This window comes from Micromonospora tarapacensis (assembly GCF_019697375.1).
Classification (GTDB): Bacteria; Actinomycetota; Actinomycetes; order Mycobacteriales; family Micromonosporaceae; genus Micromonospora; species Micromonospora tarapacensis.
This window is the reverse complement of the sequence record NZ_JAHCDI010000004.1, coordinates 2,249,442-2,275,676: the sequence shown is the minus strand read 5'-3', so window position 1 is coordinate 2,275,676 and position 26,235 is coordinate 2,249,442. Positions and strand designations below refer to the sequence as shown.

Genomic DNA, 26,235 nt, shown 5'->3' with positions numbered 1-26,235 from the left:
CCCGGTCCGGTCGTTGACCGACAGTCCGTTACCGCCATTGACTCACCTTCGACGAACTCCGGAGCATAGGGATGTACGCACTCGGCATCGATCTGGGAACCACCTACACCGCTGCGGCCGTCTGGCGCGCTGGCCGGGCCGAGATCGCCCCGCTCGGCAGCCACTCGGCGGCGATTCCCTCGGTGGTGCTACTTCGCGCCGACGAGACGTTCCTGACCGGCGACAGCGCCAGCCGCCGGGGACTGAGCGAGCCGAACCGGGTGGCCCGGGAGTTCAAGCGGCGCCTCGGCGACTCCACCCCGATTCTGCTCGGCGGGGTGCCCTACTCGGCGGAGGCGTTGATGGCCCGCATGCTGCGGGCCGCCGTCGACGAGGTGGTGTCCCGCGAGGGCGGCGAGCCGGCGGCGATCTGCGTCTCACGCCCGGCGAACTGGGGACCGTACAAGATGGACCTCATGCATCAGGCGGTCCGGTTGGCCGGCATCGAGCAGCCGGTGCATTTCATCACCGAGCCGGAGGCGGCGGCCGTGTTCTACGCGCACCAGCAGCGCCTGGAGCCGGGTGCGGTGGTCGCCGTCTACGACCTCGGTGGCGGGACGTTCGACGCGGCGGTGCTGCGCAAGACGTCGAGCGGCTTCGACCTGATCGGCGCGCCGGAGGGGATCGAGCGGCTCGGTGGCATCGACTTCGACGCCGCGATCTTCGCCCACGTCGCCGCGGCCATCGGCGACAAGCTGGACGAGCTGGACGAGGACGATCCCGCCGTGATCGCCTCGGTCGCCCGGCTGCGTGAGGAGTGTGTGCAGGCCAAGGAGGCGCTCTCCGCCGACACCGACGCCGCGATCCCGGTCCTGCTGCCGAACATCAACACCGAGATTCGGCTGACCCGCGCCGAACTGGAGGCCATGGTCCGCCCGGCGCTGCACGGCTCGATCGAGTCGTTGCGGCGAGCCGTCCGTTCCGCCGGGGTGGACCCCCGGGATCTGCACTCGGTGCTGCTGGTCGGTGGATCGTCGCGGATGCCGATCGTCGCGCAGCTGGTCGGCTCGGAGTTGGGCCGTCCGGTGGCAGTGGACGCCCATCCCAAGCACGCGGTCGCGCTCGGCGCCGCGTGGCAGGCGAGCACCACGATCGCCGGCCCCGGCACGGTGCGGGCGGAGCCCGGCGGTGCGACCGGCCGGCCCGTGACCGCGGTCGCCACCACCCCCGAGCCGACCGCCGCGATGCCCGCGTCCGCGAGCCCGCCGGCACCGGAGCGGGTCGTCCGGAACTGGCCCCCCACCGGGTACGGGTCCGCGGCCGTGCCAGGTGTCCCGAAGACGCACGATGCCGAGACCACGGGGCCGATCCCCGTTGCGCCGTCGGCGGTGGACAACGGTGGCCGGCGGCGCGGGCCGCTGCTGGTCGCCGCGGCCGTCGTCGTGCTCCTGCTGGTCGGCGGCGGCACGGCCTGGGCCCTGGTCGGTCGGGACGGCCAGGGGAACCAGAACAACGGGGCCACCGATATCGTCGCCGGGGCAGGGGACCAGACGGAAAACGAGGCACCGGCCGCCAGCACGCCGGCCGCCGACGAGGTGCCGCCGGACGAGGACTGCACGGAGCTGAAGCAGAGCACCCGCTGGGTCTGCATCACCAAGGCGACCGTGCAGGACGGCACCTTCACGGTGTGGTTCGACGCGGAGTGGAACGGCAGCAAGCCGAACATCGCCAACGGCTTCCACCTGCATCTGTACGGCGGCGACGGCACCTCGCCAGACGAGGCCCTGATGGGCAGCCAGGCCACCGGCCACGGCCAGTACTACTTCGAGGATCAGCAGCCGTCGGTGCGCCGGACCTCGGACGAGGACTTCGAGGCCGTCGGCGACGCCGAGAAGATCTGTGCCCGGATCGCGAAGAACGGACACCAGTTGGCCAGGGCGTACGACGGTAGCTACCACACCGGCAACTGCTTCCCGATCCAGCGCAACTGATCAACGAGCCGGAAACGCCGAGCGGGCCCGAAGATTGATCATCGGGCCCGCTTCCTGCGGCTTGGTCGACCTCGCGGGTGACGCCTCCCTCACCGCGACCGGTGCCGGTCGGCGATCATGCCTTCGCAGGAACGGACTGCCACCCGCGCGGCGACCGCCATCGCCGCGGAGGTCAGCGGATTCTCGGCGCGGCGCTGCCAGCGGGCCAGCGCCCTCTCCACCGCCGCGTCCAGCTCCGCGGCGGACGCATCCGGTGGCAGCCGCAGTCGCTGGTGGGGCGTGGCGCCGCTGCCGCCGATGAGCTGTTCCAGTTCGGCTGTGACGTCGGGCTTCCCGGTCACCCATCCGGCCCGCAGGCCGGAGAGCACTCTCAGCTCGTTGAACGGGTGCGCGGAGGCGATGATCTCCTCCACCTTTCCGGCGAGACCCTCACTACCCGGCCGGGCGTGCGCCCGGGTGACGTCGGCCAGGGCGAGCAGGGCCGACCTCGACTTGAGGACGTCCCGGCGTTCGAGGAACAGCGATCCGAGAACCTCCCGGAGCTGGGCGAGCCCGCTGCGCTCGGTCAGTTCCCGGGCCAGTTCGGTGGCGGTGCCGCAGGTGCCATGTCTCAGCAGGGCCGCGGACAGCCGCAGCCCGAACATGCCGAAGCGGGCCAGCAGCGCCTCCCGTTCGATCGAGGTCATGCCCAGCTCCGGCATGGTCTGGACGAACCTGTCGGCGGAGAGCAACAGCTGATCGGCCTGGGCCGCCGGCAGCTCCGAGATCCGGCGCAGCCGGGCGAACTCCACCTCGGTCAGTGTCCCTGAGGTCTCGGCGAGCAGACCAGCCACCGGAACGACCGACTGCACCAGCTTCCGGACGCTCGGGTCGGTGCTCAGCCGGCCGGCGATCCGGCGTGCCGACGCCATCGCGTCGAGCCGGCCCACGGCGATCTCGTCGGCGCGGGACAGCACCCCGATCGCATTGACCGGGTTGGGACGGGACACCTCCACATCGTGGAAGGCGCGGAGAAAGTCGACGTCGTTGCTGTGCAGGTGGCGCATCAGGTAGATCACAGCGTCGGCGGGTGTCTCCTGGTCGTCCGGGACGAGCAGACTCCAGGACCGCTGCGAGATCTGCTCGGACAGCGACCCGATACCCGGGGTGTCGATGAGCGTCATCGGCCGCAGCGCCTGCGACGGCCAACTGATCTCCAGCTGTGCCACGTCGTCCGCACCGAGGTCGCCGAGGTCCATTTCGATGGCGCCGTCCTCACGGCTGAACCGGACCTGCCGTGGCGGACCCTGATATGGCTGGGCCATGACCTGATAGGTGTGCCCGTCCTGATACCAGGTGACGATGCGGGTGCACTCACCCGCGTCGGTGGGCGCCAGTCGTTCCCCGACCAGGGCGTTGAGCAGCGTCGACTTTCCGGCCTTGACCCGGCCGGCGATCGCCACCCGAAGCGGTTCGTCGAGCCGGTCGCGCATCGCGGCCAGCCGCTGTTGGTGAGCAGTGTCGCGGTACACGTCGACGGCCTGGCCGAGCACTACCCGCGTACGGTCGACAAGGCTTTCCGGGGTGCTGTCGTGGATGGCGAAACTCCTTGTTGTCCGCGTATCGTCGATCGGCGCGGGGCAGGCGCGCCCTGTGAAGCATCGACTCGTCGCCGGGCCACCACTTGGCGGAAGTCTGAGGGTTGCCTGACGAACCTATGAGCCGCCGCGGGGTGTCATCAATCGGTCGTGGGACTGTCATGGAGCCGTGCTGGGGCAGACAGTAGGCTCAGGGCCTTGTGGAAGCTACCTATCGCTTCGGTGACTACGAGCTGGACCCCTCTCGTCACCAGCTCCGCCGGGCCGGTGCGGCGGTCCACGTCGAGCCCCGTGCCCTCGACCTCCTGTGCCACCTGGTGAAGCACCGGGACCGGATCGTCACGAAGAACGAACTGCTCGACGAGGTGTGGGGTGACCGCTTCGTCAGCGAGGCCGCCCTCACCACGGGGCTGCGGACCGCGCGCCTGGCCGTGGGGGACACGGGCAGCCAGCAGCAGATGATCCGCACCGTCCACCGGCGGGGCTATCAGTTCGTCGGCCCGACGACCGTGCTCCGGGCCGGACCGACGGCCGAGCCCGGGCGGGTCTCCGGCACCGTGTCGAAACCGCCGAGACCGGTGATCGGCGCGGACCGCCAGACCATCCAGTTCTGCAACGCGGACGACGGCACCGCCATCGCGTACGCCGCCGTCGGTTCAGGCCCGCCGCTGCTCAAGGCTGCCAACTGGATGACGCATCTCGACCTGGAGTGGGCGACTCCGGTGTGGTCGCACTGGCTCAACGGTCTCGCGCGTGACCGGCAGCTGATCCGCTATGACGAGCGGGGCTGTGGCATGTCGGACTGGGTGGCGCCGAGCTACACCTTCGACGACTGGGTCGATGATCTGGAGACGGTGGTCGACGCGGTGGGCCTTGACCGGTTTCCGCTGCTCGGTGTCTCGCAGGGCGGCGCGGTGGCGGTGGCCTACGCGGTGCGGCGTCCCGAACGGGTCAGCAGGTTGATTCTGGCGGGCGCCTACGCGCGTGGCCGCCGGGTCAGGGCCGGCAACGCCGCCGAGAGTGACGCGGCGGCACTCGACCTGAGCCTGGCCCGGGTCGGCTGGCTACACCAGGACCCGGGGTTCCTGCGGGTCTTCGCCTCCCAGTTCCTGCCGGACGGCACCCCGGAGGAGTGGCAGGAGTTCACCGCCTTTCAGCGGCGGACGACCTCGCCGGAGAACGGCGTCCGTTTCCTGGAGGAGTTTGCTCGGATCGACGTGTCCGACATCGCGCACCGGGTGCAGTGTCCGACCCTGATCATCCACGCCCGCGACGACGCGCGAGTGCCGGTCTCGCAGGCCAGAGAGCTGGCCGCGCTCATCCCCGACAGCCGGCTGGTCCTGCTGGACAGCCGGAATCACCTGCTGACCGCCTCCGAGTCGGCCTGGGACGAGTTCCTGTTCCACATCGACGACTTCCTGGGCGAATGATCTCACCGATCGATCTCGCCGGCCGGGGGAACCGGGGCCGGCTCGCGGGCCGCAGGTGGCTGCACGAGCCGTCGGGTGTGCCGATCCGCGGCCGGCGAGCGGCGAGCGGCCAGCAGCACCCGCAGTGCCATGGCGGGGTTCATCAGTGATCCCGGCCGCGCCACCAGATTCTGCACCCGCAGCACCCGCAGGGTCACCGGCACGGAGGTGTGGCACGCCTGGATCACCTTCGCGATGTACCGGTTGATGAGGTCGGTGCCGAACGGCCGCGTTCCGCTGGTGCGGGGATCGGCGAAGTCGGCGCCGGCGGCGATCCGCCACGGCACACCGATCACTCTGGCGGCCCGCCGGTAGAAGTCTGGTGGCAACGCTGGTGAGGTGGGGCCGTGCCGCCCGACGGCTCGACCGAGCGCCCTGGCCTGGAGGGCTGCCGACGACATCCCCTGTCCGTAGACCGGATTGAAGCTGCAGATGGCATCGCCCAACACCACGAATCCCGCCGGACTGCGCTTCATCCGTTCCACGTGGCGGCGCTGGCTGGTGGGCATCCGGTGGGTCAGCACCGGCGTCAGGGCCTCGGACCGGGTCAGGATGTCGGCGGGTACGGGCGACGGCAGGGTGCGGGCGAAGTCCTCGAACCCGGCCTGATCGGTCGGGGGTACGTCACCGTGGAACGCGCCGAGGGTGACGATCCATCGGTCTCCCTCGACCGGCATGACCGTGCCGATCCGGTGGCCGCGGGCCGGGTCCCCGACGATCAGCGCGAGGACGTCGCCGCGCTCGTCCGCTCGCCGTCGCAGCAGTTGGGTCCCGTAGGCCATGTCGAGGTGGATGGTCGAGACCTCGGGTGCGGGGAAGCCCTGCTTGGAAAGGTGGTCGAGGAACCGGGTGTTCCGGCCGGTGCAGCCGACGACGAGGTCGGCCCGGTGCTCCGCGCCGTTGCAGCGGACTCCGGTCGCCCGGCCGTCCGTCACGATGAGGCTGTCCACCGCCGTCTGGTCGGTGATGGACACGTTGGGCCGATCCGACAAGAGTCGTCGGCGGATCGAGCCTTCGAGCAGTGGCCGGCTCATCGACATCGCCGGGTGACCGGAGTCGGGCATCCTCCAGTGGGCGCCCCCCTGGTGCCAGAGCAGATCAACGCCGGGGATGGGGACAGCGCCACCTGACAGGAGGTCATCGACGAGTTCGGGGAACCAGTCACTGAACAGCCGCATGCCTGCGGCCATCAGCACATGGGCATGACGTCCCTGTGGAACGCCTCGTCGCACCACCGGCTCCTCGGGCAGGCAGTCGCGTTCGAGGATCGTCACCTGGTCGAAGTGGTCGCTCAGGACCCGCGCGGTCGCCAAGCCCGCGATGCTCGCACCGATGACAATGGCCTTGCCGCCTCTGCGGTCGCTCACCCTACCCACTCCGACCCGTCCCCGACCCGGCTGGGTCGCCGGTTCGTTCGAGCATCGGGCGGCTATCGAGCCGACACTTGGTGAAGATCTGAGGCTTCTCTGAGGAGAGAATGAGGCCACCCGAACGTGGTCACTCCGCAAGGAAGCTGTTGACGTGGTGCACGAAGACGGGCCAGGCCGGCTCGGACGCGGTGAGCAGATGGTTGCGGCTGTCGAGCAGGACGAGGCGGTTGTCGGGGACGAGGGAGGCCAGTTCCGTCGCCTCCGCGACCGGCACTCGTTGATCTCCTCGGGAATGGATGATCAGCGTGGGGCACCTCACCCGGTGAGCGAGGTCCGAGACGTCGATGCGGGCCAGTGCCTCCAGAAACCGGACACCGTTCTCTGTGGAGGTGGTCTGTCGCTGCAGGGCCACGAATTCATCCCACTGCTCCGGCGGGGCGTCCGCCTGGAACTGGGACGCGAAGAAGCGCAGAAAACTGCGATCCTGGGTGAGCCAACCGACCCGGGCGACGTCCATGTCGACGGCCGCCGCGTCGCGCTCCATGTCGTCAGCGGCGCGGACCAGCCGCCCCTTGCCGTAGGCCCCGGCGAGGATCAGCCTGCTGATCCGCTCGGGACGCAGCGCAGCGTACGCCAGCGCTACCGCCCCGCCCTGGGACACGCCGAGCAGTGGGAATCGATCGAGACCGATCGCGTCGGCCACCGCGTCGAGGTCGGCGATCCAATCCTCGACGGAGGTTCCCGCCGAGGTCCAGTCGGAGAGGCCGTAGCCGCGCTCGTCGTAGCGGATCAACTGACGATTTCGGGCGAGTCCGTCGAACCAGTGCGACCACATGGGGACCGTTCGCTCGACGTCGAGGCGGGTCAACCAGTTGGCGGCCCTGATCAGGGGAGGGCCGTCACCGGTGACGGCATAGGCGATGCGGGTGCCGTCCCTGGTCCGGCAGAAACGGATGATCTCGCGGTCCGCGCCGCCCCGCCGGGACCTGGCCGCCGGGCCGGGGCCGGAACGGCGGCGTCGGGGCCGGCCGGCGCGGTGGCCGGGCGCAGTGTCGTGGGCGCCACGAACTGGTAACCGCGCCGTTGCAGGGTGCGAATGAGTCGCTGCCGGGTGCCGTCGTCACCGATCGACCGGCGGGCGGTGCGCAGGGCGGTGGTGAGCGCGGCCTCGCTGACAAAACGTCCGCGCCACACCGTATCGAGCAGTTCGGCCTTGGTCACCAAGCGATCACGGTTCTCGACAAGATGACAGAGCAGCGCCAAGGCTCGCGGCTCGACATGGATCGGCCGGTCCGCACAGCTGAGCTGGCGGCGCGTGACATCCAAGTCGAACGATCCGAAGCGGTACACCTCGTCGGCCATCGTTTCCAACTATAGGTTGATCGGCAAGTTGCGGATCATGAGCCTCTCCGGGTGAGGATTCGACCATGCCGCGCACAGTCCAAGATGGACGGAAGCCTCCCAGAGCGACCCGATGTGAGCGGTCGTAGCCGGGGATCGCAGACTTCGCGGATGACCTGCCCCGTCCCGCACCCCCGACGGTGCTCGTCGACTACCCGACGAACGGGAAGCGCCAGCACCCCGAAGTCGAGGTTACCGACAAGACCGTGCAGGGCTGCCGGGAACGGGTCCGGGCCCGGCCGGTCTCGGAAATGTCAGTGGTGGCCCAAAAGGGCAGATTGAAGATGGTAACACCGGCTCGGGTGAACATTATCCAGTTTAAGTGCCACCCGAAAGTGGGCGCAACCGTCTCGGAAGTCGCCAAAGGCGCTCTTTCGCTGCCGGACGTCGATGTCCCGTCGGAGCCAAAGCTAAGTGCTATTCCGCTGCCATCTCTTTGCTTGACCGGGTGAGTCGATCCGGTTACGATAACGCCGCTGATCGTCGATAGACTCTCGTATTGCCGATTCTCGCCTGATAGGTCAGCCTCGCCGTGCCGACTCCGCCCGAAATGGGGAACCTCGTGCGCGTAATGCTGAAGCCGATTGGGTCGTGGGTGACGTTCAGCCGCTGGTGGCGCCGGTGATGCAGGTCTCCTTCGCCGTCGAGCATGCTGCGTCCAACGGCCGAAGCGCAGGTCGCCGCCCAATTCGAAGGGCTTTCCGATACGGCCTACGGCTGTGACCTGGTCTCGGCGAACCGGCGGGTATTTCCGCAACGACTTCAGGCCCGAGTGCACCTGACGGAGCACGGCACATTTCCGACGAGCAGAGAGCGGTGAACAGCGATGAACGTTGACTTCGAGGTGCCCACGCCAGACTCCGTCGGGGCGTTCTACGACCAGGTGAACGCGATCATCGCCCGGGTCCAGGGCGGAGCCATGCACCACGGCTACTGGACGGGGCCCGACGACGACAGCGACTTCGAGACGGCCAGCGCCCGGTTGACCGACATGATGATCGAGCGGGTTGCCGCGCGGCCGGGTGAGCGGGTGCTGGACGTTGGCTGCGGGCTGGGCTGGCCCGGCGTGCGGCTGGCCAAGGCCAGCGGTGCCGGGCTCGTCGGGGTCTCGGTCAGCGAGCAGGACGTGCGCCTGGCCAACGAGCGGGCCCGCGCCGAGGGGGTGTCGGACCGGGTCGCCTTCGAGCGGGCCGACATGCTCGCGCTGCCGTTCCCCGACGACTCCTTCGACCACGCGATGGCCTTCGAGTCGATCGTCCACGTGCACGACCGGGTGCGGGCACTGGAGGAGATCGCCCGAGTGGTACGCCCGGGCGGGCGCGTCGTGCTGACCGACTTCACGGTCAAGGAGGGGCCGGACGGGCGCTCGGACGAGACCTTGGCCAAGGTGTACGACTCCTGGCGGGTCGCCGCCGTTCCCATCGGCGCGGAGGACTACGAGACGATCGCCTCGCAGTCCGGACTTGTGCTCGACGCGGTCACCGACATCACCGACCACGTGAAGTACACCAGCATGTGGACCTACCTCAAGTTGCGGCGGTACGCCCGCGACAATCCGGTACCGCCCGAGGTGGAGCGGATCCTCGGCGTCTTCGGGCCGACCCTCAAGGGCACCGAGGACGCGCCGCCGCTCACCGACGCGGAACTTGAGCGGGGATGGCGCAGGATGCTGGCCGGGGAACAGGTGCAAGGAATGATCATCGTCGTCGCGCACACGCCGCCCGCTTGAGGTCGGGACAACGAGGGGTTCGCGGGTACGCCGACATCCCCGCCGGACGTCGTCCAACGCCGCCGTTCGTTGTCTGGGCCCGCCGGCAGGGCGGCCAGGGACTTCGACGCACGCCCTAAACGTCGTTGCCGGCCGGATGGCGGGGAAGGTTCCCGTCGAAGCCGGGCAGGAAGGTGCAGAGCGCGGACAACCGGCGACCGGCACCGAGGACGATGCCGTCCGGGCGGACGACTGCGGCGTCCACACGGCCGTTCCTCAGCCACCGGTGTAGTTCGCTGCCGGGCCGGGTGGCGACGACGACCGATCCACATTTTTCGACGGCTGCCCGTAGGGTGGCGGGCGGCTCGGTGGACGTGACGAGCGCGAACCGGCCGGCCGCCACGTCGTCGAGACGGCGGTCGCCGTCGAGGATCGCGTTCGGGCACAGCCGGCCCGCGAGGGTGCGGCGCAGGCGTGGCCGCAGCACCAGGGCGGACCGGCGCAGCGCGGGTGTCTCGCTGTCCGAGGTGAGGTCGGCGAGGCCGGGCACCAGGTGCAGCCGCGGCGCCACCGCGCGGCGGATGACGTCGCCGGCCCGGCCACCGGCGGTCATCGCGGTGCCGACCAGCTTCGCCAACCTGATCATGGCGCGGGCGTGCTGCCTGCGTTCGATCTCGTAGGTGTCGAGGACCGCCCCGCGCAGGGTTCCGTCGAGTACGCCGGCGAGTTTCCAGGCAAGGTTCATGGCGTCCCGCAACCCGGCGCCCATGCCCTGGCCGATGAAGGGCGGGGTGAGGTGGGCGGCGTCGCCGAGCAGGAACACGCGGCGGTCGCGCCACCGGTCGGCGAGCTGCGCGCGGAAGGTGTACTCGGACGCGCGGACGATCTCCAACTCCGCGATGGGGATGTCCCCGGTCCACGGCGAGATCAGCGGGTGCAGTCGAGCCGGGTCACGACAGTCGTCGGCGCTCTCGCCGGGCGCAAGTTGAAACTCCCAGCGGTAGCGGGTCTTTCCCACTCGCATGTAGGTGGCGGCGCGGGCGGGGTCGCAGAGCTGGTGTACGCCGTCCCACTGGCCGAGGTCGGCTCGGGTGGTCACGTCGATGACGAGCCAGCGTTGGGTGAACCCGAGGTCGCGCATGGCGGCGCCGATCGACGTCCTGGACAGACTGTTGGCACCGTCGCAACCGAGGACGTACGCCGCGCGAAGCACGTCGTGCTCGCCGGTGGTGGTGTCGGTGACGTCGATCCGAACGCCGTCGCCGTCCTGGGTCAGCGCGGTGACTTCGGTGTTGCCGCGTAGCGTGACGGTGTCGTACTCCGTGAGGTTGCGGCGGAGGATCGCCTCCAGCTCCGGTTGGTCGAACATGCTCCCCTGGGGGAAGCCGTGCCTGCCCGGCGTCGTGTCGCGCGGGAACTCGGCCAGCACCCGCATGCTCCGGTCGACGAGCCGCAGACCCCGGTGTGGCCTGGAGACGGCGGCGAACTCCTCCCGGATCCCCAGGCGGGCGAGGACGCGGTGGACCTCGTCGTCGAGGGCGACGGCGCGGGGTAGCGGATAGACCGACGCCCACCGTTCGAGGACGAGACACCCGACGCCGTACTGGGCGAGCAGCGTCGCGGCGGTGAGCCCGGTGGGGCCGGCGCCGACGATCGCCACCGGAACGGCGGTCATCGCTGACCTGCCGGCCCAGGGTCGCCTCGTCGGGGGCATGCAGACAGATTCACACAGTGGACGACCGTCCTCGTATCGGTGTCGCACTTGCGGGCGGTCTGGAGCTGATCACGACGGAGGGCGACCTCGACCAGGTTCGCGTAGATGATGCAGGCGTTCTGTAGGCCGTCGACGGCTTCGTCGTGGCGTCCGAGTTCGATCAGCGCGCTACCGAGGTTCACCTGGGCGACGATGGCGTACTGCGGGTCGTCGCGATAGGCGGGGCAGGCCAGCGCGGTGCGCATCAGCTCGACGGCGTCCGCGTCGTGGCCTTGGCCGACGCGCAGTCCGGCCAGATTGACGGTGAAGGCGGCGGAAGCCCGACCCGCACCGGCACGGACGGGAGGACGACAGGGTGAACTCAGCGGAGGTGCCCGGGCCGCCGGTACGCCAGCTACGGCTCGTGGTGGCGGCCGACGACTACGAGGCGGCGGTGCGGTTCTACCGCGACGGGCTCGGGCTGCCGGAGCTTGCGCACGCTCGACGAGCGCCGCACTCGACGGTTTCGGTACCGACACCGCCGGGTCGTCCTCACCGCCGGGCGGCGACGGCGGGCATCCGTGACGAGCGCGCCGGGTCGACCGGCACCGGCCCGACCGGCGTTCCGGTCATCATGAGCAGGCGGTGGACCGCGCGGGGGTCGCGGATCACCACCGCACGGGTGCCGCAGGTCCGCTGGTACGACGCGCCGACCCGCAGCACGGCAGCCGCCTCGCACAGCATCTCGGCCGCGAACGGCACCGTGGTACGAACCCGGACCGCCCTCTCCACCGGGGCGGTCGGGTTCAACAGCAGGGCCATCCGCCACAACGCGACCGCAGCCTCCGGGCTGCCCTGGCCGGCACCGGCGGCGAACTCGCGTCGACACCGACGCCAGACCACGGTGAGCGCCCGTAGCACCCGGTGATAGTCGTTGCGGGCGACGGTGACCGACAGGCGGGGCGACGCCGCGTCGTCGGATTCGGTCACCACGGCCCAGGTGAGCCCGGTGAGGGCCCGCGCCAGCCGGGAGGCCACCGGCTCGTGGTCGGTCCGCGCGAGCGGAAGGTGGGTCTGGTGGACCGGCGAGCCGGTCTGCCAGGGGGAACGGAAACTGGTCGGGCGCAGCTGCCGCCAGGCCAGCGCGGCCTCGACGATGCCGTGCTCGCCCAACGGCGCCTCGCGCGGCAGCAGGCGGTTGTCGGCCGGTGGCCGATGCTGGCCGATGCCGGCCGGACTGACGACGGTCATGCTGGCAACTCCGGGTCTCAGGGGATGGGTTGATCGGCCACCACAGCCCTGCCGCGGACCCGGTACGCCCAGACGGTGACGGACGAGTCGACGAGGTCGCCGGTCGGGGTGAACCGCACCGTGGTGGTGAGGCCGGGTCCTTCGTAGGAGCTGACGAAGCGGACCATGGCGCGCCGGCTGAGCTGTCCGGCCTCGATGCCGCGCAGGAACACCGTCGCCGCGTCGTACGCCTCGGCGCTGAACGTGCCGGGTGGCCGTCCGAACTGGTCGTGGTAGTCCCGCGCGAACGAACCGCCGACGGTCTCGGGCGGCCGGCAGGGGCAGGTGATGACGGCCTCCTGGGCGGCGGCGTAGCCCGCCTGCGCGAGGAACCCGTCGTCCTTGACCCCGTCGCCGGCCACGAAGGTCGCCGTCACGCCGGCCGCCCGTGCCTGGCGCAGCAGCCGCCCCGCCTCGCCGTAGTAGCCGCCGTAGAAGATGGTGTCCGGCTCCGCGGCCGTCAGCTGACCCACCACCTCGCGCAGATCGGCACTTCCGGGCGGCAGCGTGATGCTCTGCACCACCCGGTCACCCAGCACCTCGATCACCTTGTTGGCGAGGCCCTGCCCGTATGCGCCGGCGTCGTCGATGACGAACACCTTCCGGCCGGCCAGGACGTTCTCGATGTACCGGCCGGCGGCCGGACCCTGCGTGTCGTCGCTGCCCAGCATCCGGTGGAAGGTGGACCAGCCACGTTCGCTGAGGCTGGCCGCGGTGGCCGAGGCGCTGATGGTGGCCACGCTGCCCTGTTCCAGCAGCGGGTTGGCGGCCTCCGACTCACCGGAGAAGGCCGGCCCGACCACCCCGAGTATCCGCTGGTCGGCCACGACCCGCTGGGCCAGTGCCGGTGCCCGCTTCGGGTCACCCTGGGAGTCGAAGTCCACCACCCGCACCGGGCAGTCGGGCCGGTCCCGGTTGTGCTGGCCGACCGCGAGGCGTACGCCCTCACCGATGTTGCGGCCGAGGTTGGCCGACTCGCCGCTGAGCGGGCCGAAGACGCCGATCCGGGCCACGCAGGCGGCCACGGCCGTGGTGCCGGCGGCCGGCGTGCTCACGCAGCCGGCGAGGGCGGCCAGCAGCGCCACCAGCGCGAGCACCCGCGCCGGTTGCCGCTGGTCCGGTCCACCGCCATCCGCCCCTCACCCCGTTCGCTGCGCCGCCCACCGCCGGTGCTGGTCCGCGCAGCCGACGTACGTGGTGCGACTCGCATTGTGGTCCAGCGCGAATGAGGATTTGATGAGGCGTCATGGGAACTGCCGCGGGTACCGGGCGGCGAGTGTCGCTCGCCGTGGCCGCGACGCTGCTGCTCACCGGCTGTGACCGGTCACCGGGCGCGGTGCCGGTGTCACCGGTCGGTTCGACGCCGCCGGCGCACCCGTCGGGACTGTTCGCCAGTACCTCACAGACCCTGGGCGCCGTGGTGATCGACGGTCAGGGCTACCTGCTCTACCGGTCGGACCGGGACGATCGTGCACCGTCCCGGTCACGGTGCACGGGCAGTTGCGCCCAGCGGTGGCTGCCGGTGCCGGCCGCGTCCGACCTGCGGGTGGTGGGCATCAACCGGCAGCTGGTCGGCACCCTGGCGCGCCCGGACGGGCGGTTGCAGCTCACCCTCGACGGGTGGCCGCTCTACGGGTACGCCGGTGACCGGGCGCCCGGTGACGCCACCGGCCAGGAGGTCGACGGCGTCTGGCGGGTGGTCAGACCCGACGGTAGCGCCGCCACCGGGAGACCCGGTCCGGGAGGGTGAGCACGGCGTCCGTCCCACCGGCCGTCCCCGGTTCGAGCCGCAGTCCGCCGCCGTGCAGCACGGCCACCCAGGCGGTGATCGCCAATCCGAGGCCCACCCCGTCGGCGGTTCCGCTGCGGAACCGCTGTCGCACCGGATCCACGGACCAGTCGCCGAGACCGGGCCCGTCGTCGCCGACGCGGACCTGGCCCTGGGTCACGGTCAGGGTCAGCCGGCACGGCCGTTGCTCGACGCGGCCGTGCCGGATGGCATTGGTCACCAGGTTCTGCACGGCCATCCGGACCAGCGTCGGATCGCCGTGGGTGACGACCGGTGAGGTCGCGATGTGTGCCGTGTGTGGCGGTTGGATGTGCTCCGCCACCACCTCCTCGGCGAGTTGGTCCAGCCGGAACGGTTGGCGTTCCAGGTCACGTAGCCCGGCGACCAGCCGGGCCCGGGTCAGCAGGGCGTCGACCGAGCCGGCGAGTCGCTCGGTCGAGCGCAACACCTGACGCAGCGTCGCCGGCTGCCGGCCGGGATCGGTCAGGGCGGCCTCGGTGACCAGACGCATCGCGGTCAACGGGGCACGCAGTTCGTGCGCGGCGTCGGCGATGAACCGCTCCTGCTGACCCAGCGTCTCCACGGCGGGACGGGTGCCCCGACGGGCCAACAGATGACCGCCGACGCCGCTGACCAGCATGAAGAGGGCACCACCGGCGACCAGCGCCCCGGCGAGGCGGCGGTGCGCCTGCTGGCCGGGGCGTGGATCACCGACCACGACCACCGTGCCGGCCACCCCTGCGGTCACCGGATGACGGAACGGCATCGCCAGCAGGCGCAGCCGCTCCCCGTACCCGTCGGCGACGTCGGTGCTCAACCCGACCCCGGTGCGCCACACCGCACGGGCCGGCGCGGTCAGGTCGGCTGCCGGGACGACCGGCAGCTGGGCGGGGTGGGCGAAGACCAGCGTGACGTCGTCGCGCAGGCCCTCGAAGACGAACACCCCGGCCGAGCCCCGCGCGGTCGGGTCGGTGCTCAGGTTGCCCAGGTCGAGCGAGCCCGAGTCGTAGGAGAGCAGCGCGACCGCGGTGCTGGCCGCGCGGAGCAGTTCCGCCGCCTCCACCTCGGCGCGCTGCTCCGCGTGGATCAGCAGGGCGACCCCACCCATGCCGACGAGCCCGGTCGTGTTGAGGACGACCAGCAGCACGGTCAACCAGATCCGCAGCCGGCCCAGACGTGCCGCGCTCTGCAGCGACGAGGGCCGGCGGCCGTCCCGGGTGCGCGGGCTCAGCACCCTTGCGTGGCGAGCCGGTAACCCGCCCCCCGTACGGTCGTGATGATCTGCGGCTCGCCGAGTTTGCGGCGTAGCTGCGCGATGATCACGTCGACCACGTTCGACGCCGGGTCGGCCATCTCGTCCCAGCAGTGCTCGATCAACTCGCTCCGGCTCACCACCGCCGGGTCTCGGATCATGAGCATTTCGAGGACCGAGAACTCCTTCGGGGTGACGGTGAGCAGGACACCCGCCCGGCGTACCTGGCGTCGCGCCGCGTCGACCTCGATGTCGTCCACCCGCAGCACCGTCGGCCGGGTGGCGCCGTTGCGTCGGCACAGCGCCCGTACCCGCTGGACCAGCTCGGCGGTGGAGAACGGCTTGGCCACGTAGTCGTCGGCACCCGCCTCGAAACCGGCGATCCGGTCCCGTACCTCGTCCATCGCGGTCAGCATCAACGCCGGCACGGCCAGCCCACGCCGCCGCAGCCGGTACAACTGGTCGGCGGAGTCGCCGTCGGCGAGCATCCGGTCCAGCACCAGGCAGTCGTACGCGTTGATCGTCAGATTCAGTTCCGCCTGGCTCCAGCCGGCCGCCTCGTCCACCGCGAGCCCGGCGGACCGCAACGCGCTGACGACCGCGTCGCGAACCTGCCCGTCGTCCTCGATTACCAGGACTCGCATGCGCGCCGTGGATCGGCTCGGCGTCCGGTTCGGCGCGGTGACCCGAACAGCGGCGTCCGGCTCGGCGCCGCGCTCGTCGGGTGGTGCGCGCCCGTCATGGCATCTCCGTACGTCCTGGTGAATCACCTGTGGTGGGGCCGTCGGCCGGCGCCGGCCACCATACCGTGCCCGGCCGTGCGCACGTGGCCAGCGGTTCACCTGCTCAGCTGGGTCGGCCGCGCGCGACGTCGGCGCGGCAACCGGATCAGGATCACGGAGAGCGCCTACAACACCGCGCTGCCCGGGGTCGCGGCCGACCTGGAACGCGGCGCGGTCGCGGTGACCAGCGACGGGGCGCTCTGCGTCTTCTTCGACGACGTACGCGGACCGGACGGTGCGCCCACGCCGCTGATCGTCCGCAAGCGTGACGGCGGTTCCGACCGACCTCGCGGCGCTGCGGCACCGGGTCACCGAGTCGCGCGCGGACCGGCTGTTGTACGTGGTCGATCCGGTCCATCCTGGCCAGGGCGGGCGAGGTCGAGGCGACGGTCGACCCGACGGCCACGCTGGAACCGGCCGAGCGGGCGTTGATCCTCGACCTGGACGCCTTCGCTGTGGGTGGCCGGCTCCCCGGTGAAACGGTCGGCTGAGTACGGCCGACGTCGCCGTAGGCCCTCAGGGGGTTCCGGGCAACCAGGGTTCGAGGAGGCCCGGATCGGCCATGGCCTGCCGAACCTGTTCCCGCTCCGGCTCGGTCAGGGTGAGCGCCCGGAGCCGGCTACCCCACTGCGGTACCCGCTCCAGCTCCGGCAGTGCGGTGGCCAACTCGATCAGCGCGGCGAGGGCCAGCGCCCGCTCGACGCTCGACGCGTCGTCCCCGTGCCGGCGCAGGCCGGAGTCGAGCGCCCGGAACGCCGCCCGGTCGTCGGTCTTGAACTCACGCAGGATCCGCGCGTTGTCCAGCACCCGGGCCAGCCCGGTCAGCCGCTTCGAGCCGCCGTACTCCAGTTCCTCCGGCTCGTTCCGGGCGATGAAGATGACGGTGTTGCCGGACGGGTCGACGATGCTGAACCGCGACGCGCCGGGGCGGAAGCGGGTGATTCGGGGCAATCCCCGGCCGAGCACCTTGCCGTACGCCTGGCGCATCGCGTCGGTGAAGGCCGAATGGTAGGGCGCCACCGAGTCGACCATGACCAGGCAGCCGCCGCTGCTCTCGGTCGCCGGGTCGAGGTCGCGGGGCGCCGGTCCGTAGTGCAGCTCGAAGCCGCTCCACCGCAGCGCGAGGTACACGTACGGCTTCCGCTGCTCGTACGTGGTCACGAAGCCGAGCGCCCGCCAGAAGGCGAGGGTCTCCTCGACGGCCGCGCAGGGCAGCAGCGGCACCGTGGTCTCGTTGGGTTGGACGCGATCGACGGTCGTCATGAGATTGCCCCCCTGGTGGGATCGACATCCCGGCCAGTGTGCCAAGGTCCACGCCGCAGCCCTGGCGTACCCGGTTCGACGCCGGTCGCGCGGGGTGTGATCTGACGGCAGAACCTCGACGTCCGCATCGACCCGAACGTCAGTCCCGCCCAGGACGCCCGGTTCCGCGTGCTGCCCGGCCTGGCCGGCGGCGCCGGCCACGTGTCGTTCGAGTCGGTCAACTACCCGGGTTACTACCTGCGGCACTACGGGTTCGACTTCGTGCTGGCGGCCAACGACGGCGGCTCGGTCTTCGCTGCCGACGCCACCTTCCGACAGGTCGCCGGGCTGGGAAACTCGTCGTGGTCGTCCTTCCAGTCGTACAACTACCCGGATCGGCATATCCGGCACTACGCCTACCAGCTCCGGCTCGACCCGATCAACGACGCGCAGGCGCGCAACGACGCCACATTCCGCCTGACCTCGTAGCCGGGCGGGCCGTCGGACGCAGGGTGGCCACCTTCCTTGAGGTGGCCACCTCGCTCGCCGCCACGCCTGGTCTGGTCCGGGTGGAGCTTCAGGTGGTGCCACCTGCCGGCGACGGCGAGGGGTATCTCGCCACGGCCGTGATGTCACGCAGTTGGCGGCGACCTCTGGGGTCTCAGACTCCTCGGCCCGCTGTCGGCCGCACGCACTGCGCCGACAGAAGAACTGGTCCCGGTCGGCGAGCGACCGGGACCAGCGGGGTGGTTGCGTCAGGAGGCAGCGATGCCTTCCATGCCGATACCGTTCTCGAACTTGGGCAGGCCCTCCACAGTGGTGACAAGAGTCAGGGAGCCGTCCTTGTTCACCTCGTAGCCCTGCACGTTGCCGGCGGCGGCGTTCTGGACGTACAGGAAGCCGTCGCTGGTGGTCATGTCGATCGCCCCGCCGCCGGTGTCGACGGCGACGGCCTTGACGAGTTCAAGCTTGCCGTGGTCGTTGAGGCGGTAGGAACTGATGGTGGAGCTGCCGGCGTTGGCGACGTAGAAGAAGTCGCCGACCTGTTGGATCCAGCACGTCGCCTGCTGGCCGTTGGGCACCGACGGCCCGATCTGGTCGAGGGCGCCGTCGTCCTCGAGCTCGAACCGGCTGACCGCGTTCGTGTTGGATTCGGTGACCAGCAGCGTGTCGTCGGTGTCGAAGGTGAAGCCGAACGGAGCGTCCCCCGCGTCGCTGATGACGGGGTTCCGGGCCAGTCCGCCGTCGCGACCGATCTCGTAGCTGAACATGACATTGGCGGCCTTGGTCGACACCAACACGAACTCGCTGTCCGGGTCGATCTCGATTTGAGCCGGGGCGGTCCCGAACGCGGGCGGGTTACCGTTGTGCAGCCCGAGCGACCGATTGGAGTCGTCGATCCGCGACAGGCGCCCCTTGTGCAGCTCGAAGCCTTGGACCGAGCCCTCACCACCGGCGTTGAGGACGTAGACGAGGTCGCCACGGGCCGTGACGCTGACCGGCAGCAGACCCCCGGACCAGATGACCTGGAGCTTGTGCAGCTTGGTGCCGTCGACACCGAAGACCGTCAGGGTGTTGCTGCCGGCGTTCACGGCGAACAGCATTCCGCGGTGGTAGGTCAAGGACCCCTGCGAGGCCAGCGCGTCGACCGGCGCGCCGATGGTGAACCCGCCCAGCCCGCCGGTTTCGTACTCACCCGCCTTGGTGAGGTGGCCGCCCTTGTCGCGGTCGTACACCTTGATGGTGTTGCCCTCGGCCTTGTTGGTCTGGACGAAGACCGCGCCCTCGTCGCCGTGGTGGTAGTCACCTCCCTTGCGGTCGTCGTGGTTGTATCCCGGGCCGCCGCCGTCAGCGAAGGCCGCCCCCGGGACCGATCCGATGCTGGTCAGACCCGCCAGGAGGGCTGCCGCGAGCGCTACACTGCGCTTCATCAATTGCTCCTTACGCACTCGATGGAAGGAATACGAGCTTTCCTCTCATCCGAAAGCTATCGGAGAATGTAGTCGTGTTAGGCGACTTGCCCTAAAGTGGTAATTTTGCGACGTTTCGTCGAATGAGCAGACGGAGGCGAGGGGTTCCTCGCCCAGGACATCGCCGTCAGCACCGGAATCCGCGCCCACTGACCCCACGCGAGCTGCCGGTTGGTCAGCAACGAGCGTGAAGGAGACGAACAGACTTCCGGACGCCTGCTGTTTGGTGGCGCCCGAGGCAAGCATCTCGGTCACCCGCGCCTCCACCGGAGTGAGCGAGTCGAGCCCGCAGAGTGCCTCGGTCAGGAGGTGAGCACCTTCGCGTCCTGGGCCAGCAGCACGAAGCCGATGTCGACGAACGCCACCTCGGGACATGGTTTCTCTCTGTCTTGACGCGTCCCCCGGGGGGCGAGTGCCGACGTCGCCGCCACGGTGTAGCTCAGGTCCCGGGTTCTCTCGGAGGCGGATCCGCCCCTGGCGGACGTTGGACTCGTACCATTGCGCAGAGATCGTGGATCGCGCAGTGGGGAGGGGCCATGGGCAAAGGAATATACGTGCAGGAACTGCCGGGAATCGGCAAGCGGTACGACGTCGACCTGGGCAGCAACACCCAGCGGATCTCGGTCGTGGTGCGCCGCGACGGTGCCCGCGACCTGTACGTCTTCGCCGCCGGCGAGGATGATCCGGTGGCCGTGATCGAGATGTCGGAGGAGCAGGCGCGCAAGGTCGGCGCGCTGCTGGCCGGCACCTACTTCTCCGAGTAGTCGACTCCGCTCCGACAGCCCGCCCCGCCCACTCCAGGAGTCCTCACCGTGCACGCTGACCTTGTGGGCTTCGGAGCCCTCGTGCTGATCGCGGGCCTGCTGGCCCGCTTCGGCCGTCGGATCAACCTGCCCACCGTGCCGTTCTTCATGCTCGCCGGCATCCTGCTCGGGCCGGGCACCCCTGGCCCCGTGCTGATCGCCCACCCCGAGGACCTGAGCCTGCTCGCCTCGCTCGGCCTGGTGCTGCTGCTGTTCCACCTGGGCGTCGAGTTCCCGATCGGGCAGGTGCTCGGCAGTGGCAGGCGGCTGTTCGTCGCGGCCGGCTGCTACATCCTGCTCAACGTCGGCGCCGGGCTGATCTTCGGTCTCGCGCTGGGCTGGGGTGGCCACGAGGCGTTCGTGGTCGCCGGTGCGCTCGGCATCTCCTCGTCGGCCATCGTCACCAAGCTGCTCATCGAGCTGCGCCGGCTGGCCAACGCGGAGACCCCGGTCATTCTCGGCATCATCGTGATCGAGGACCTGTTCCTCGCGCTGTACCTGGCGCTGCTCTCGCCGCTGTTGTCCGGCGCCGGGACCGCCGGGGAACTCGCGCTGCGCATCGGGCTCAGCTTCGCGTACCTGGTGGTGCTCTTCGCCGTGGCCCGCTTCGGTGCCCGCCTGGTCAGCAAGGTGATCGACAGCAACGAGGACGAACTGCTGGCCATTCTCATGGTCGGGTTGGTGGTGCTCGTCGCCGGCGTCTCGGCCGAGATCGGTGTCTCCGACGCGATCGGCGCCCTGATGATCGGTCTGGTGGTGGCCCGCACTCCCATCCGCGAGCGGGTGGAACGCCTGGTGCTGCCGCTGCGGGACGTCTTCGCGGCGGTCTTCTTCGTGGCGTTCGGGCTGAGCATCGACGTCGGCGACTTCGGTTCGGTGGCGCTGCCGGTGCTGCTGGCGGTCACGATGACCATCGTCACCAACGTGCTGGCGGGCCTGATCGCCGGCCGGTTGTTCGGGCTCAACCAGCGCGGGGCGGCCAACGTCGGCCTGACGGTGCTGGGCCGGGGCGAGTTCTCGCTGATCCTCGCCACCCTCGCCCTCACCGCCGGCCTCGACGGCCGACTCGGCCCGTTCATCGCGCTTTACGTGCTGATCCTTGCCGTGGTCAGCCCGCTGCTCGCCGCGAACTCCCGCTACCTCGCCCGGATCATTCCGGACCGGCTGCTGCACGCCAGCTGGCGGTACGTGCGCGAGGAGACCATCAGCACCGCCTGCACCCACCTGGACCGGATCCACATCACCGAGTCCGACGCGCACGCGTGCCCGCAGTGCGTGGAGAGCGGTGACGACTGGGTGCAGCTGCGGATGTGCCTGACCTGCGGGGCGGTCGGCTGTTGCAGCGACTCGGTCAACAACCACGCCGAGGAGCACTACCGGCACACCGGGCACCCGCTGATCCGGTCGCTGGAGGAGGGCGAGGAGTGGCGCTACTGCTACATCGACGGCGCCCTGGTCCGCGAGCCGATGGGCGCCACCCGGGAGTGACGGGCGCCGTCCGCAGCCGACGCCCGTACCGCCTGCGCTGATCCGGCTCAGTCGAGGCGGTACACCCACGCCCCGGCTATCTCCTCCCGGGTGATGCCGAGGCCATCGACCGGCCGGTTGGGCAGGCCGTCCCAGGCCGTGCCGGCCAGCCGATCCGGCAGGACGACCACCGACCGGATGCCGACCTGCCGGAGAAATGCGATGCTGCCCGGATCGGGGAACGTCGTGGTCACCGCGCGGATCTGTTGTTGACTGGCCGGCAGGAAGGTGACCGAACCGTTGGCGACGCGGGGAAATCCGTCGGTGGACCAGAGCATGATGTCGGATTCGGCCACACCGTTGCTGGGTAGGACCAGGATCGGTTCGGTCGCCGCCCGGAGCGCTGGCGGGGCGGTGGGCACGGTGGGGTGCGGTGTCCGGTTGACGCCCTCGACCAGCACCAGCAGCAGGGGCACCAGGAGCGCTACCGCGCTCACCGACCTCGGCCACCCGCGCTTGGGGCGATTTCGTCCGAACTCGCTGATCGCTCCTGCTGCGAGAATGGCGAGCAGCAGGCTCGTCCACACCATCAGCCGCCCCGGGGTTCGTAGCGCGTCCCAGCCGGGCAGCAGCCGCGACAACGTCAGGTATCCCGGATCGCCCTGACCGGGGAGGTTGGTGCCGAGTCCGAGCGCGCCGCTGACCAGCACGCCGAGCCCGAGCAGAAGACGGTGGCGGACCCGGAACGTCGAGTAGCTCAGCCCGGCCACGGCCAGCACGATCAACGTGACGCCCGGCAGCAGCGCCATCTCCGGCGGCCAGGACAACTGGGCGCGGGCGGCCGCGAAGTGGTCGCCCCACAGCCACGAGTCCGCGGGCGCGACGAAGTATCCCCGCAGGGGTGGGGAGAACATCTCCGTCCAGGACAGATCCCGGTGCGCCTCCGGGTTCAGCTCCACCACCCGCAGGAAGGTGGTCCCCAACCAGACGCACACGCCACCGAAGGCGACCCCACCGAGAAGGTTGGCCAGCACCACCCGGCGGCCCAACACCCAGGTGCCGGTCCGCCAGCGGGTCCAGCCGACCGCCACGAGGACGACAAGCATGGTGCCGGCCAGGAAGTACGCGAGCGGCAGGCCGATCGCCAGGCCCAGGGTCATCTGCCAGGCGGCGACCAGCCAGCCGGCCATGATCCATCCGGGGCGGTGCAGCGCCGGTCGGTGGCCGTCGCGCAGGGACCAGCCGTGGCCGCGAGCCAGCATCGCCAGGCACAGCGCGACACCGCCGATGGAGAGGATGTTCAGGTGGCCGCCGTGCGCGAGCCGCCACGGCGCGAAGGCCCAGGCGACGCCCGCCACTGCCGCCGCCGTCCGGATTCCCCCCAGCTGGCGCACCAGGGCGTACGCCCCGACGAAGGCGAGTGCGTGGGCCAGGACGTAGAGGAGGTTGTAGCGGAAGATGGCAGCCGCCACACCGTGGCCGAGCAGGCCGGCCGGTGCATATCCGAGCACGATGTCGGTGTAGGCGTACGTGTACACATCCGGGAAGAAAGTGTTCGAGTGCCAGAGGTTGAGTGGGTCGGTGATCAGAGCATGCCCGGCCCAGGCGACCTGCCACGCCTGCAATGGGGGATCGCCGATGTCGCCCGGGATGGTCGTCCACGGCTGCTTCAGCGTCGGCCAGGTGAGGAGAACGGCAAACGCCAGGCCAGCGATCGTCGTCAACGTCCATTCATGCCGCAGCAGGCGCGACGCCCTCCGAAAGGCCCTCGCCAGCCGCTCCTGTCCGGATCGGGACCGGAGCTGCGATTCGGCCTGGTCCGGGTCGGCTTGCTCGCGGTCAGCGGACGGGGCTCCGAGTAGCCTTCGACGTATTGCCTGCACGTATCCTCCTGCCGATGGCCGGCGCCGACGTCATAGCGTCGCATCGATTGGAGGATAGGAGCCATCATCGATGGCGACCGAAACTTTCGGGCTGGCTTCTCGGCACCAAATCCCAAATAGTGGGAAGTGGCATCCCGGCCTACCGTGGGGTCCCGCACCACCAGGGCGGCCCGGGTCAGCGCCCGGCCGGCCGGGGCGTGCCGATCCTGGTGACGCCGGAGCCGTGTTCGACAAGTGGCGCGACCAGCGCTGCCAGGACCCCACCGAGCAGCGGAAAGACGATGAACACCCAGAGCTGCCCGAGCGCGTCCCCACCCTCGAAGATCGCCGGGCCGAAGGCGCGGGCGGGATTCACCGCCGCCCCGGTCAGCCCGACACCCACCAGGTTCGCCACGCCCAGCGCCAGCCCGATCGCCAGGCCGGCGAAGCCCGACAGGTCCGTGCTGCGCTTGCCCACCACCAGCACGACCAGGACGAACAGGAACGTCAGGACGGTCTCCAGCAGCATCGCTCCACCGGCGTTGATGTTTGTACCGTAGCCGTTGGCGCCCAGCACACCGGTCTGGTCGGTCACCCCACCCCACCGCACCAGCACCCAGAGCAGGAAGGACGCCAGGGCGGCACCGAGGAACTGGGCGATCCAGTACGCCACCGCCCCGAGCAGCGAGATCTTGCCGGAGAGCAGCACGCCGAGGGTCACCGCCGGGTTCACGTGGCTGCCGGAGAGCTGGCCGATCGTGTAGACCAGCGCGAGCATCACGAACCCGAACGCCAGCGAGACCACCACCACGCCGCCCTCGACCCGGGCGGCGATGGCGCTGCCCACGCCGAAGAACACCAGCAGGAAGGTGCCGATGAGCTCGGCTACGTACCGTCTGAGGTCGACCATGGTCCCAGTCTCCCCAAAAGCGACCCTGTCAGAGGCCGTTTCGGCAGGTCAGGACGTCAGCGAGGGTTGGCTCAGGTGGGGTCGGCGCGCCGGTTGAGGCGTCGGTACACCGGGGCGAGCCGCCTGTGCAACTCCCGGTAGGTCTGGAAGATCTCGTCGTAGGTGGCCTGGTGGGCCGGTGTTGGCGTGAAGACCCGGTCGGTACGCATCAACGCGGGGATGTCGGCGAAGGTGAGTTGCCCGGTGCCGACCGCGCCGATCCAGCCCGCGCCGCGGGCGTTGACCGCGAGCGGCTGGGCATCCCGCCGGATCTCGACGCCGAGCACGTCGGCGAAGATCTGGCACCACGAGTCGGACAGCGCCCCGCCGCCGGTGATGGCCATCGAGGTGACCGGCGCGCCGAGGAAGCGGTCGACCGCGCGGGTGAGCCAGCGGGTGTTGAGGGCGACCCCCTCGAAGACCGCCCGCAACAGGTCGGAGCGGTTGGTGTCGAGCGAGATGTTGAGGAAGCCGGCGCGCAGGTTCGGATCGTCCACGGGGGCGCGTTCGCCGTACAGCCAGGGGGTGTAGAGCACGCCGCGGGCGCCCGGCGGCACCGTCGGGATGATCGTGTCGAACGCGTCGAAGATGGTGCCCTCGTCGCGGCTGAGGTGCCCGGCGGCGAGCAGCGGATCGTCGTACTCGACGATCTTGTCCCGCAGCCAGGTCAGGTTGGCCCCGGCGGTGGCCTGTAGGGCGGTCATCAGATAGCGGTCGCCGATGGCGCAGGGCACCGCGGCGATGCCGGCGGTGACGTCGGTCTTCTTCCGGGGCACGTGGGCCGCGATCCACGACGAGGTGCCGACGTACAGGTGCGGTTCCCTGTCGCCGGTGGTGCCGGCGCCGATCGCCGCCGCGGTGTTGTCGATCGCGCCGGCGACGACCCGCACCGACTCGGGCAGCCCGAGGTGCGCGGCGGCGGCCGGGGTCAGCGTGCCGATCACGTCGGTGCAGGCCACGATCGGCGGCAGCTTGTCGCGGTCGATGCCGCAGTCGGCGACCAGGGCGGGGGAGTAGCGGATGTCGCCGGGCCGGCGGTTGTCGGTCAGCCATGAGGTCAGGATCGAGTCGACGGTGGCCACCGTGCGTCCGGTCAGCTTCAGGTTGATCCAGTCGAGGACGTTGAGGAAGGTCGCGGTCCGCGCGTACACCTGCGGCATGGTGTCGCGGACGAACAGCATGTGGGCGGCGGGGTCCTTGCCGGTCGGCGAGGGCATCCCGCCGGTGAGCCGCAGCCAGCGCGCGATCCGGCGCACCGACATCCCCTGGTACGCGGGGAAGCCGCCGAACTGTCGCCGCAGGTGCGCCGCGCCGCGCATGTCGAGCCAGCTGATGCATCGGGTCAGCGGTTCACCGGCGGCGTCCACCGCGATGGTCCCCTCACCCTGGGTGGAGGCGCAGACCGTGCCGACGGCCCGCAGCTGCTCCGGGTGGGCCCGGCCCAGCTCGCCCGCGACCTCGCCGAGCGCCGCCCACCACGCCAGGGGGTCCTGTTCGGCGCCGCCGCCGGGCAGCAGTCGCAGCGGGACGGGTCGTTCGGCCCAGCCGGTGACCGTGCCGTCGGCGGCGACCAGGGCGGCCTTCATCCCCGAGGTGCCCAGGTCGATCGCGAGGGTCTGCGCTGCGGTGGCGGCCACCGGC

General features: G+C 70.4%; 23 protein-coding genes and 1 pseudogene. 9 read left to right on the top strand and 15 right to left on the bottom strand.

Annotated features, from left to right (window positions below; all coding sequences use genetic code 11):
* Positions 1–71: 71 nt before the first annotated feature.
* Entirely contained in the window at positions 72–1,970 is a 1,899-nt protein-coding gene (locus tag KIF24_RS16245; RefSeq protein WP_221084758.1) for an Hsp70 family protein, read from the top strand.
* An 88-nt stretch (positions 1,971–2,058) separates the two neighbouring features.
* Here KIF24_RS16245 and KIF24_RS16240 read toward each other — a convergent pair.
* A pseudogene (locus KIF24_RS16240) lies at positions 2,059–3,547 on the bottom strand (dynamin family protein); the annotation flags it as partial.
* A gap of 200 nt (positions 3,548–3,747) precedes the next feature.
* Between KIF24_RS16240 and KIF24_RS16235 the strand changes: the two are divergent.
* Positions 3,748–4,977 (top strand): alpha/beta fold hydrolase, encoded by a 1,230-nt coding sequence (locus KIF24_RS16235; RefSeq protein WP_221084757.1) that lies wholly within the window; start codon positions 3,748–3,750, stop codon positions 4,975–4,977.
* Between the two features lie 2 nt (positions 4,978–4,979).
* Here the strand turns inward: KIF24_RS16235 and KIF24_RS16230 are convergent, their stop codons facing one another.
* From KIF24_RS16230 to KIF24_RS16220, 3 genes are all read right to left on the bottom strand, one after another.
* Positions 4,980–6,383 carry an FAD-dependent oxidoreductase gene (locus KIF24_RS16230; RefSeq protein ID WP_221084756.1) on the bottom strand — a complete coding sequence of 468 codons (1,404 nt, stop codon included), beginning with the start codon at positions 6,381–6,383 and terminating at the stop codon, positions 4,980–4,982.
* Between the two features lie 130 nt (positions 6,384–6,513).
* The gene (locus KIF24_RS16225) at positions 6,514–7,221 is read right to left on the bottom strand and encodes an alpha/beta fold hydrolase (RefSeq protein ID WP_221084755.1); all 708 of its coding nucleotides are present in this window, start codon (positions 7,219–7,221) and stop codon (positions 6,514–6,516) included.
* Positions 7,222–7,271: 50 nt separating this feature from the next.
* Positions 7,272–7,748 (bottom strand): winged helix-turn-helix domain-containing protein, encoded by a 477-nt coding sequence (locus tag KIF24_RS16220; protein WP_221084754.1) that lies wholly within the window; start codon positions 7,746–7,748, stop codon positions 7,272–7,274.
* Between the two features lie 179 nt (positions 7,749–7,927).
* Between KIF24_RS16220 and KIF24_RS16215 the strand changes: the two genes are divergently transcribed.
* Both KIF24_RS16215 and KIF24_RS16210 read left to right on the top strand, forming a co-directional pair.
* Entirely contained in the window at positions 7,928–8,239 is a 312-nt protein-coding gene (locus KIF24_RS16215) for a hypothetical protein (RefSeq protein ID WP_221084753.1), read from the top strand.
* A gap of 374 nt (positions 8,240–8,613) precedes the next feature.
* The gene (locus KIF24_RS16210; RefSeq protein WP_221084752.1) at positions 8,614–9,516 is read left to right on the top strand and encodes an SAM-dependent methyltransferase; all 903 of its coding nucleotides are present in this window, start codon (positions 8,614–8,616) and stop codon (positions 9,514–9,516) included.
* A gap of 115 nt (positions 9,517–9,631) precedes the next feature.
* Here the strand turns inward: KIF24_RS16210 and mhpA are convergent, their stop codons facing one another.
* From mhpA to KIF24_RS16190, 4 genes are all read right to left on the bottom strand, one after another.
* Positions 9,632–11,170 carry a bifunctional 3-(3-hydroxy-phenyl)propionate/3-hydroxycinnamic acid hydroxylase MhpA gene (gene mhpA / locus KIF24_RS16205; RefSeq protein ID WP_221084751.1) on the bottom strand — a complete coding sequence of 513 codons (1,539 nt, stop codon included), beginning with the start codon at positions 11,168–11,170 and terminating at the stop codon, positions 9,632–9,634.
* Positions 11,167–11,454 (bottom strand): hypothetical protein, encoded by a 288-nt coding sequence (locus tag KIF24_RS16200; protein ID WP_221084750.1) that lies wholly within the window; start codon positions 11,452–11,454, stop codon positions 11,167–11,169. The genes mhpA and KIF24_RS16200 overlap by 4 nt, the downstream gene beginning before the upstream one ends.
* 286 nt (positions 11,455–11,740) lie before the next feature.
* On the bottom strand, positions 11,741–12,439 hold the full coding sequence (locus KIF24_RS16195) for a hypothetical protein (RefSeq protein ID WP_221084749.1): 699 nt from the start codon (positions 12,437–12,439) through the stop codon (positions 11,741–11,743).
* Between the two features lie 17 nt (positions 12,440–12,456).
* A complete protein-coding gene (locus KIF24_RS16190; RefSeq protein WP_221084748.1) occupies positions 12,457–13,575 on the bottom strand; it encodes a branched-chain amino acid ABC transporter substrate-binding protein in 1,119 nt (372 codons plus the stop codon).
* Between the two features lie 149 nt (positions 13,576–13,724).
* On the opposite strand from KIF24_RS16190, the gene KIF24_RS16185 reads away from it, so the two are divergent.
* The gene (locus KIF24_RS16185) at positions 13,725–14,228 is read left to right on the top strand and encodes a COG4315 family predicted lipoprotein (RefSeq protein ID WP_221084747.1); all 504 of its coding nucleotides are present in this window, start codon (positions 13,725–13,727) and stop codon (positions 14,226–14,228) included.
* Here KIF24_RS16185 and KIF24_RS16180 read toward each other — a convergent pair.
* Together KIF24_RS16180 and KIF24_RS16175 are read right to left on the bottom strand one after the other, a co-directional pair.
* Complete coding sequence (locus tag KIF24_RS16180) at positions 14,179–15,501, bottom strand: sensor histidine kinase (protein ID WP_221084746.1); 1,323 nt, start codon at positions 15,499–15,501, stop codon at positions 14,179–14,181. The genes KIF24_RS16185 and KIF24_RS16180 overlap by 50 nt on opposite strands.
* Complete coding sequence (locus tag KIF24_RS16175) at positions 15,495–16,163, bottom strand: winged helix-turn-helix domain-containing protein (protein WP_221084745.1); 669 nt, start codon at positions 16,161–16,163, stop codon at positions 15,495–15,497. Before KIF24_RS16175 ends, KIF24_RS16180 begins: the two co-directional genes overlap by 7 nt.
* Before the next feature lie 96 nt (positions 16,164–16,259).
* On the opposite strand from KIF24_RS16175, the gene argS reads away from it, so the two are divergent.
* Positions 16,260–16,733: an arginine--tRNA ligase domain-containing protein gene (gene argS / locus KIF24_RS34550; protein ID WP_331461157.1), complete on the top strand. Its 474-nt coding sequence runs from the start codon at positions 16,260–16,262 to the stop codon at positions 16,731–16,733.
* An 84-nt stretch (positions 16,734–16,817) separates the two neighbouring features.
* Here argS and KIF24_RS16170 read toward each other — a convergent pair whose 3' ends face one another.
* Positions 16,818–17,564: a VOC family protein gene (locus tag KIF24_RS16170; protein ID WP_221084744.1), complete on the bottom strand. Its 747-nt coding sequence runs from the start codon at positions 17,562–17,564 to the stop codon at positions 16,818–16,820.
* Positions 17,565–17,690: 126 nt separating this feature from the next.
* Between KIF24_RS16170 and KIF24_RS16165 the strand changes: the two genes are divergently transcribed.
* A complete protein-coding gene (locus KIF24_RS16165; RefSeq protein WP_331461371.1) occupies positions 17,691–18,032 on the top strand; it encodes an AbfB domain-containing protein in 342 nt (113 codons plus the stop codon).
* Between the two features lie 266 nt (positions 18,033–18,298).
* Here the strand turns inward: KIF24_RS16165 and KIF24_RS16160 are convergent, their stop codons facing one another.
* The gene (locus KIF24_RS16160) at positions 18,299–19,474 is read right to left on the bottom strand and encodes a lactonase family protein (protein WP_221084743.1); all 1,176 of its coding nucleotides are present in this window, start codon (positions 19,472–19,474) and stop codon (positions 18,299–18,301) included.
* Positions 19,475–20,049: 575 nt separating this feature from the next.
* Here KIF24_RS16160 and KIF24_RS16155 point away from each other — a divergent pair.
* Complete coding sequence (locus KIF24_RS16155) at positions 20,050–20,277, top strand: potassium transporter TrkA (protein ID WP_221084742.1); 228 nt, start codon at positions 20,050–20,052, stop codon at positions 20,275–20,277.
* 48 nt (positions 20,278–20,325) lie between these two features.
* Positions 20,326–21,804: a cation:proton antiporter domain-containing protein gene (locus KIF24_RS16150; protein ID WP_221084741.1), complete on the top strand. Its 1,479-nt coding sequence runs from the start codon at positions 20,326–20,328 to the stop codon at positions 21,802–21,804.
* 47 nt (positions 21,805–21,851) lie between these two features.
* Here the strand turns inward: KIF24_RS16150 and KIF24_RS16145 are convergent, their stop codons facing one another.
* From KIF24_RS16145 to KIF24_RS16135, 3 genes are all read right to left on the bottom strand, one after another.
* Complete coding sequence (locus KIF24_RS16145; protein ID WP_331461370.1) at positions 21,852–23,558, bottom strand: hypothetical protein; 1,707 nt, start codon at positions 23,556–23,558, stop codon at positions 21,852–21,854.
* A 283-nt stretch (positions 23,559–23,841) separates the two neighbouring features.
* Positions 23,842–24,555, bottom strand: coding sequence for an MIP/aquaporin family protein (locus tag KIF24_RS16140; RefSeq protein ID WP_221084739.1), 714 nt, complete (start codon positions 24,553–24,555; stop codon positions 23,842–23,844).
* 71 nt (positions 24,556–24,626) lie between these two features.
* Complete coding sequence (locus tag KIF24_RS16135; RefSeq protein WP_221084738.1) at positions 24,627–26,231, bottom strand: xylulokinase; 1,605 nt, start codon at positions 26,229–26,231, stop codon at positions 24,627–24,629.
* Positions 26,232–26,235 lie beyond the last annotated feature (4 nt).

What these genes read in the sequence shown, in the direction of transcription:
- KIF24_RS16245 (WP_221084758.1), top strand. Translation starts at nt 72, where the DNA reads ATGTACGCACTCGGCATCGATCTGGGAACCACCTACACCGCTGCGGCC.
- KIF24_RS16225 (WP_221084755.1), bottom strand. Translation starts at nt 7,221, where the DNA reads ATGTGGTCGCACTGGTTCGACGGACTCGCCCGAAATCGTCAGTTGATC.
- KIF24_RS16220 (WP_221084754.1), bottom strand. Translation starts at nt 7,748, where the DNA reads ATGGCCGACGAGGTGTACCGCTTCGGATCGTTCGACTTGGATGTCACG.
- KIF24_RS16210 (WP_221084752.1), top strand. Translation starts at nt 8,614, where the DNA reads ATGAACGTTGACTTCGAGGTGCCCACGCCAGACTCCGTCGGGGCGTTC.
- mhpA (WP_221084751.1), bottom strand. Translation starts at nt 11,170, where the DNA reads ATGACCGCCGTTCCGGTGGCGATCGTCGGCGCCGGCCCCACCGGGCTC.
- KIF24_RS16200 (WP_221084750.1), bottom strand. Translation starts at nt 11,454, where the DNA reads ATGCGCACCGCGCTGGCCTGCCCCGCCTATCGCGACGACCCGCAGTAC.
- KIF24_RS16195 (WP_221084749.1), bottom strand. Translation starts at nt 12,439, where the DNA reads ATGACCGTCGTCAGTCCGGCCGGCATCGGCCAGCATCGGCCACCGGCC.
- KIF24_RS16185 (WP_221084747.1), top strand. Translation starts at nt 13,725, where the DNA reads ATGGGAACTGCCGCGGGTACCGGGCGGCGAGTGTCGCTCGCCGTGGCC.
- KIF24_RS16175 (WP_221084745.1), bottom strand. Translation starts at nt 16,163, where the DNA reads ATGCGAGTCCTGGTAATCGAGGACGACGGGCAGGTTCGCGACGCGGTC.
- argS (WP_331461157.1), top strand. Translation starts at nt 16,260, where the DNA reads ATGGCATCTCCGTACGTCCTGGTGAATCACCTGTGGTGGGGCCGTCGG.
- KIF24_RS16170 (WP_221084744.1), bottom strand. Translation starts at nt 17,564, where the DNA reads ATGACGACCGTCGATCGCGTCCAACCCAACGAGACCACGGTGCCGCTG.
- KIF24_RS16160 (WP_221084743.1), bottom strand. Translation starts at nt 19,474, where the DNA reads ATGAAGCGCAGTGTAGCGCTCGCGGCAGCCCTCCTGGCGGGTCTGACC.
- KIF24_RS16155 (WP_221084742.1), top strand. Translation starts at nt 20,050, where the DNA reads ATGGGCAAAGGAATATACGTGCAGGAACTGCCGGGAATCGGCAAGCGG.
- KIF24_RS16140 (WP_221084739.1), bottom strand. Translation starts at nt 24,555, where the DNA reads ATGGTCGACCTCAGACGGTACGTAGCCGAGCTCATCGGCACCTTCCTG.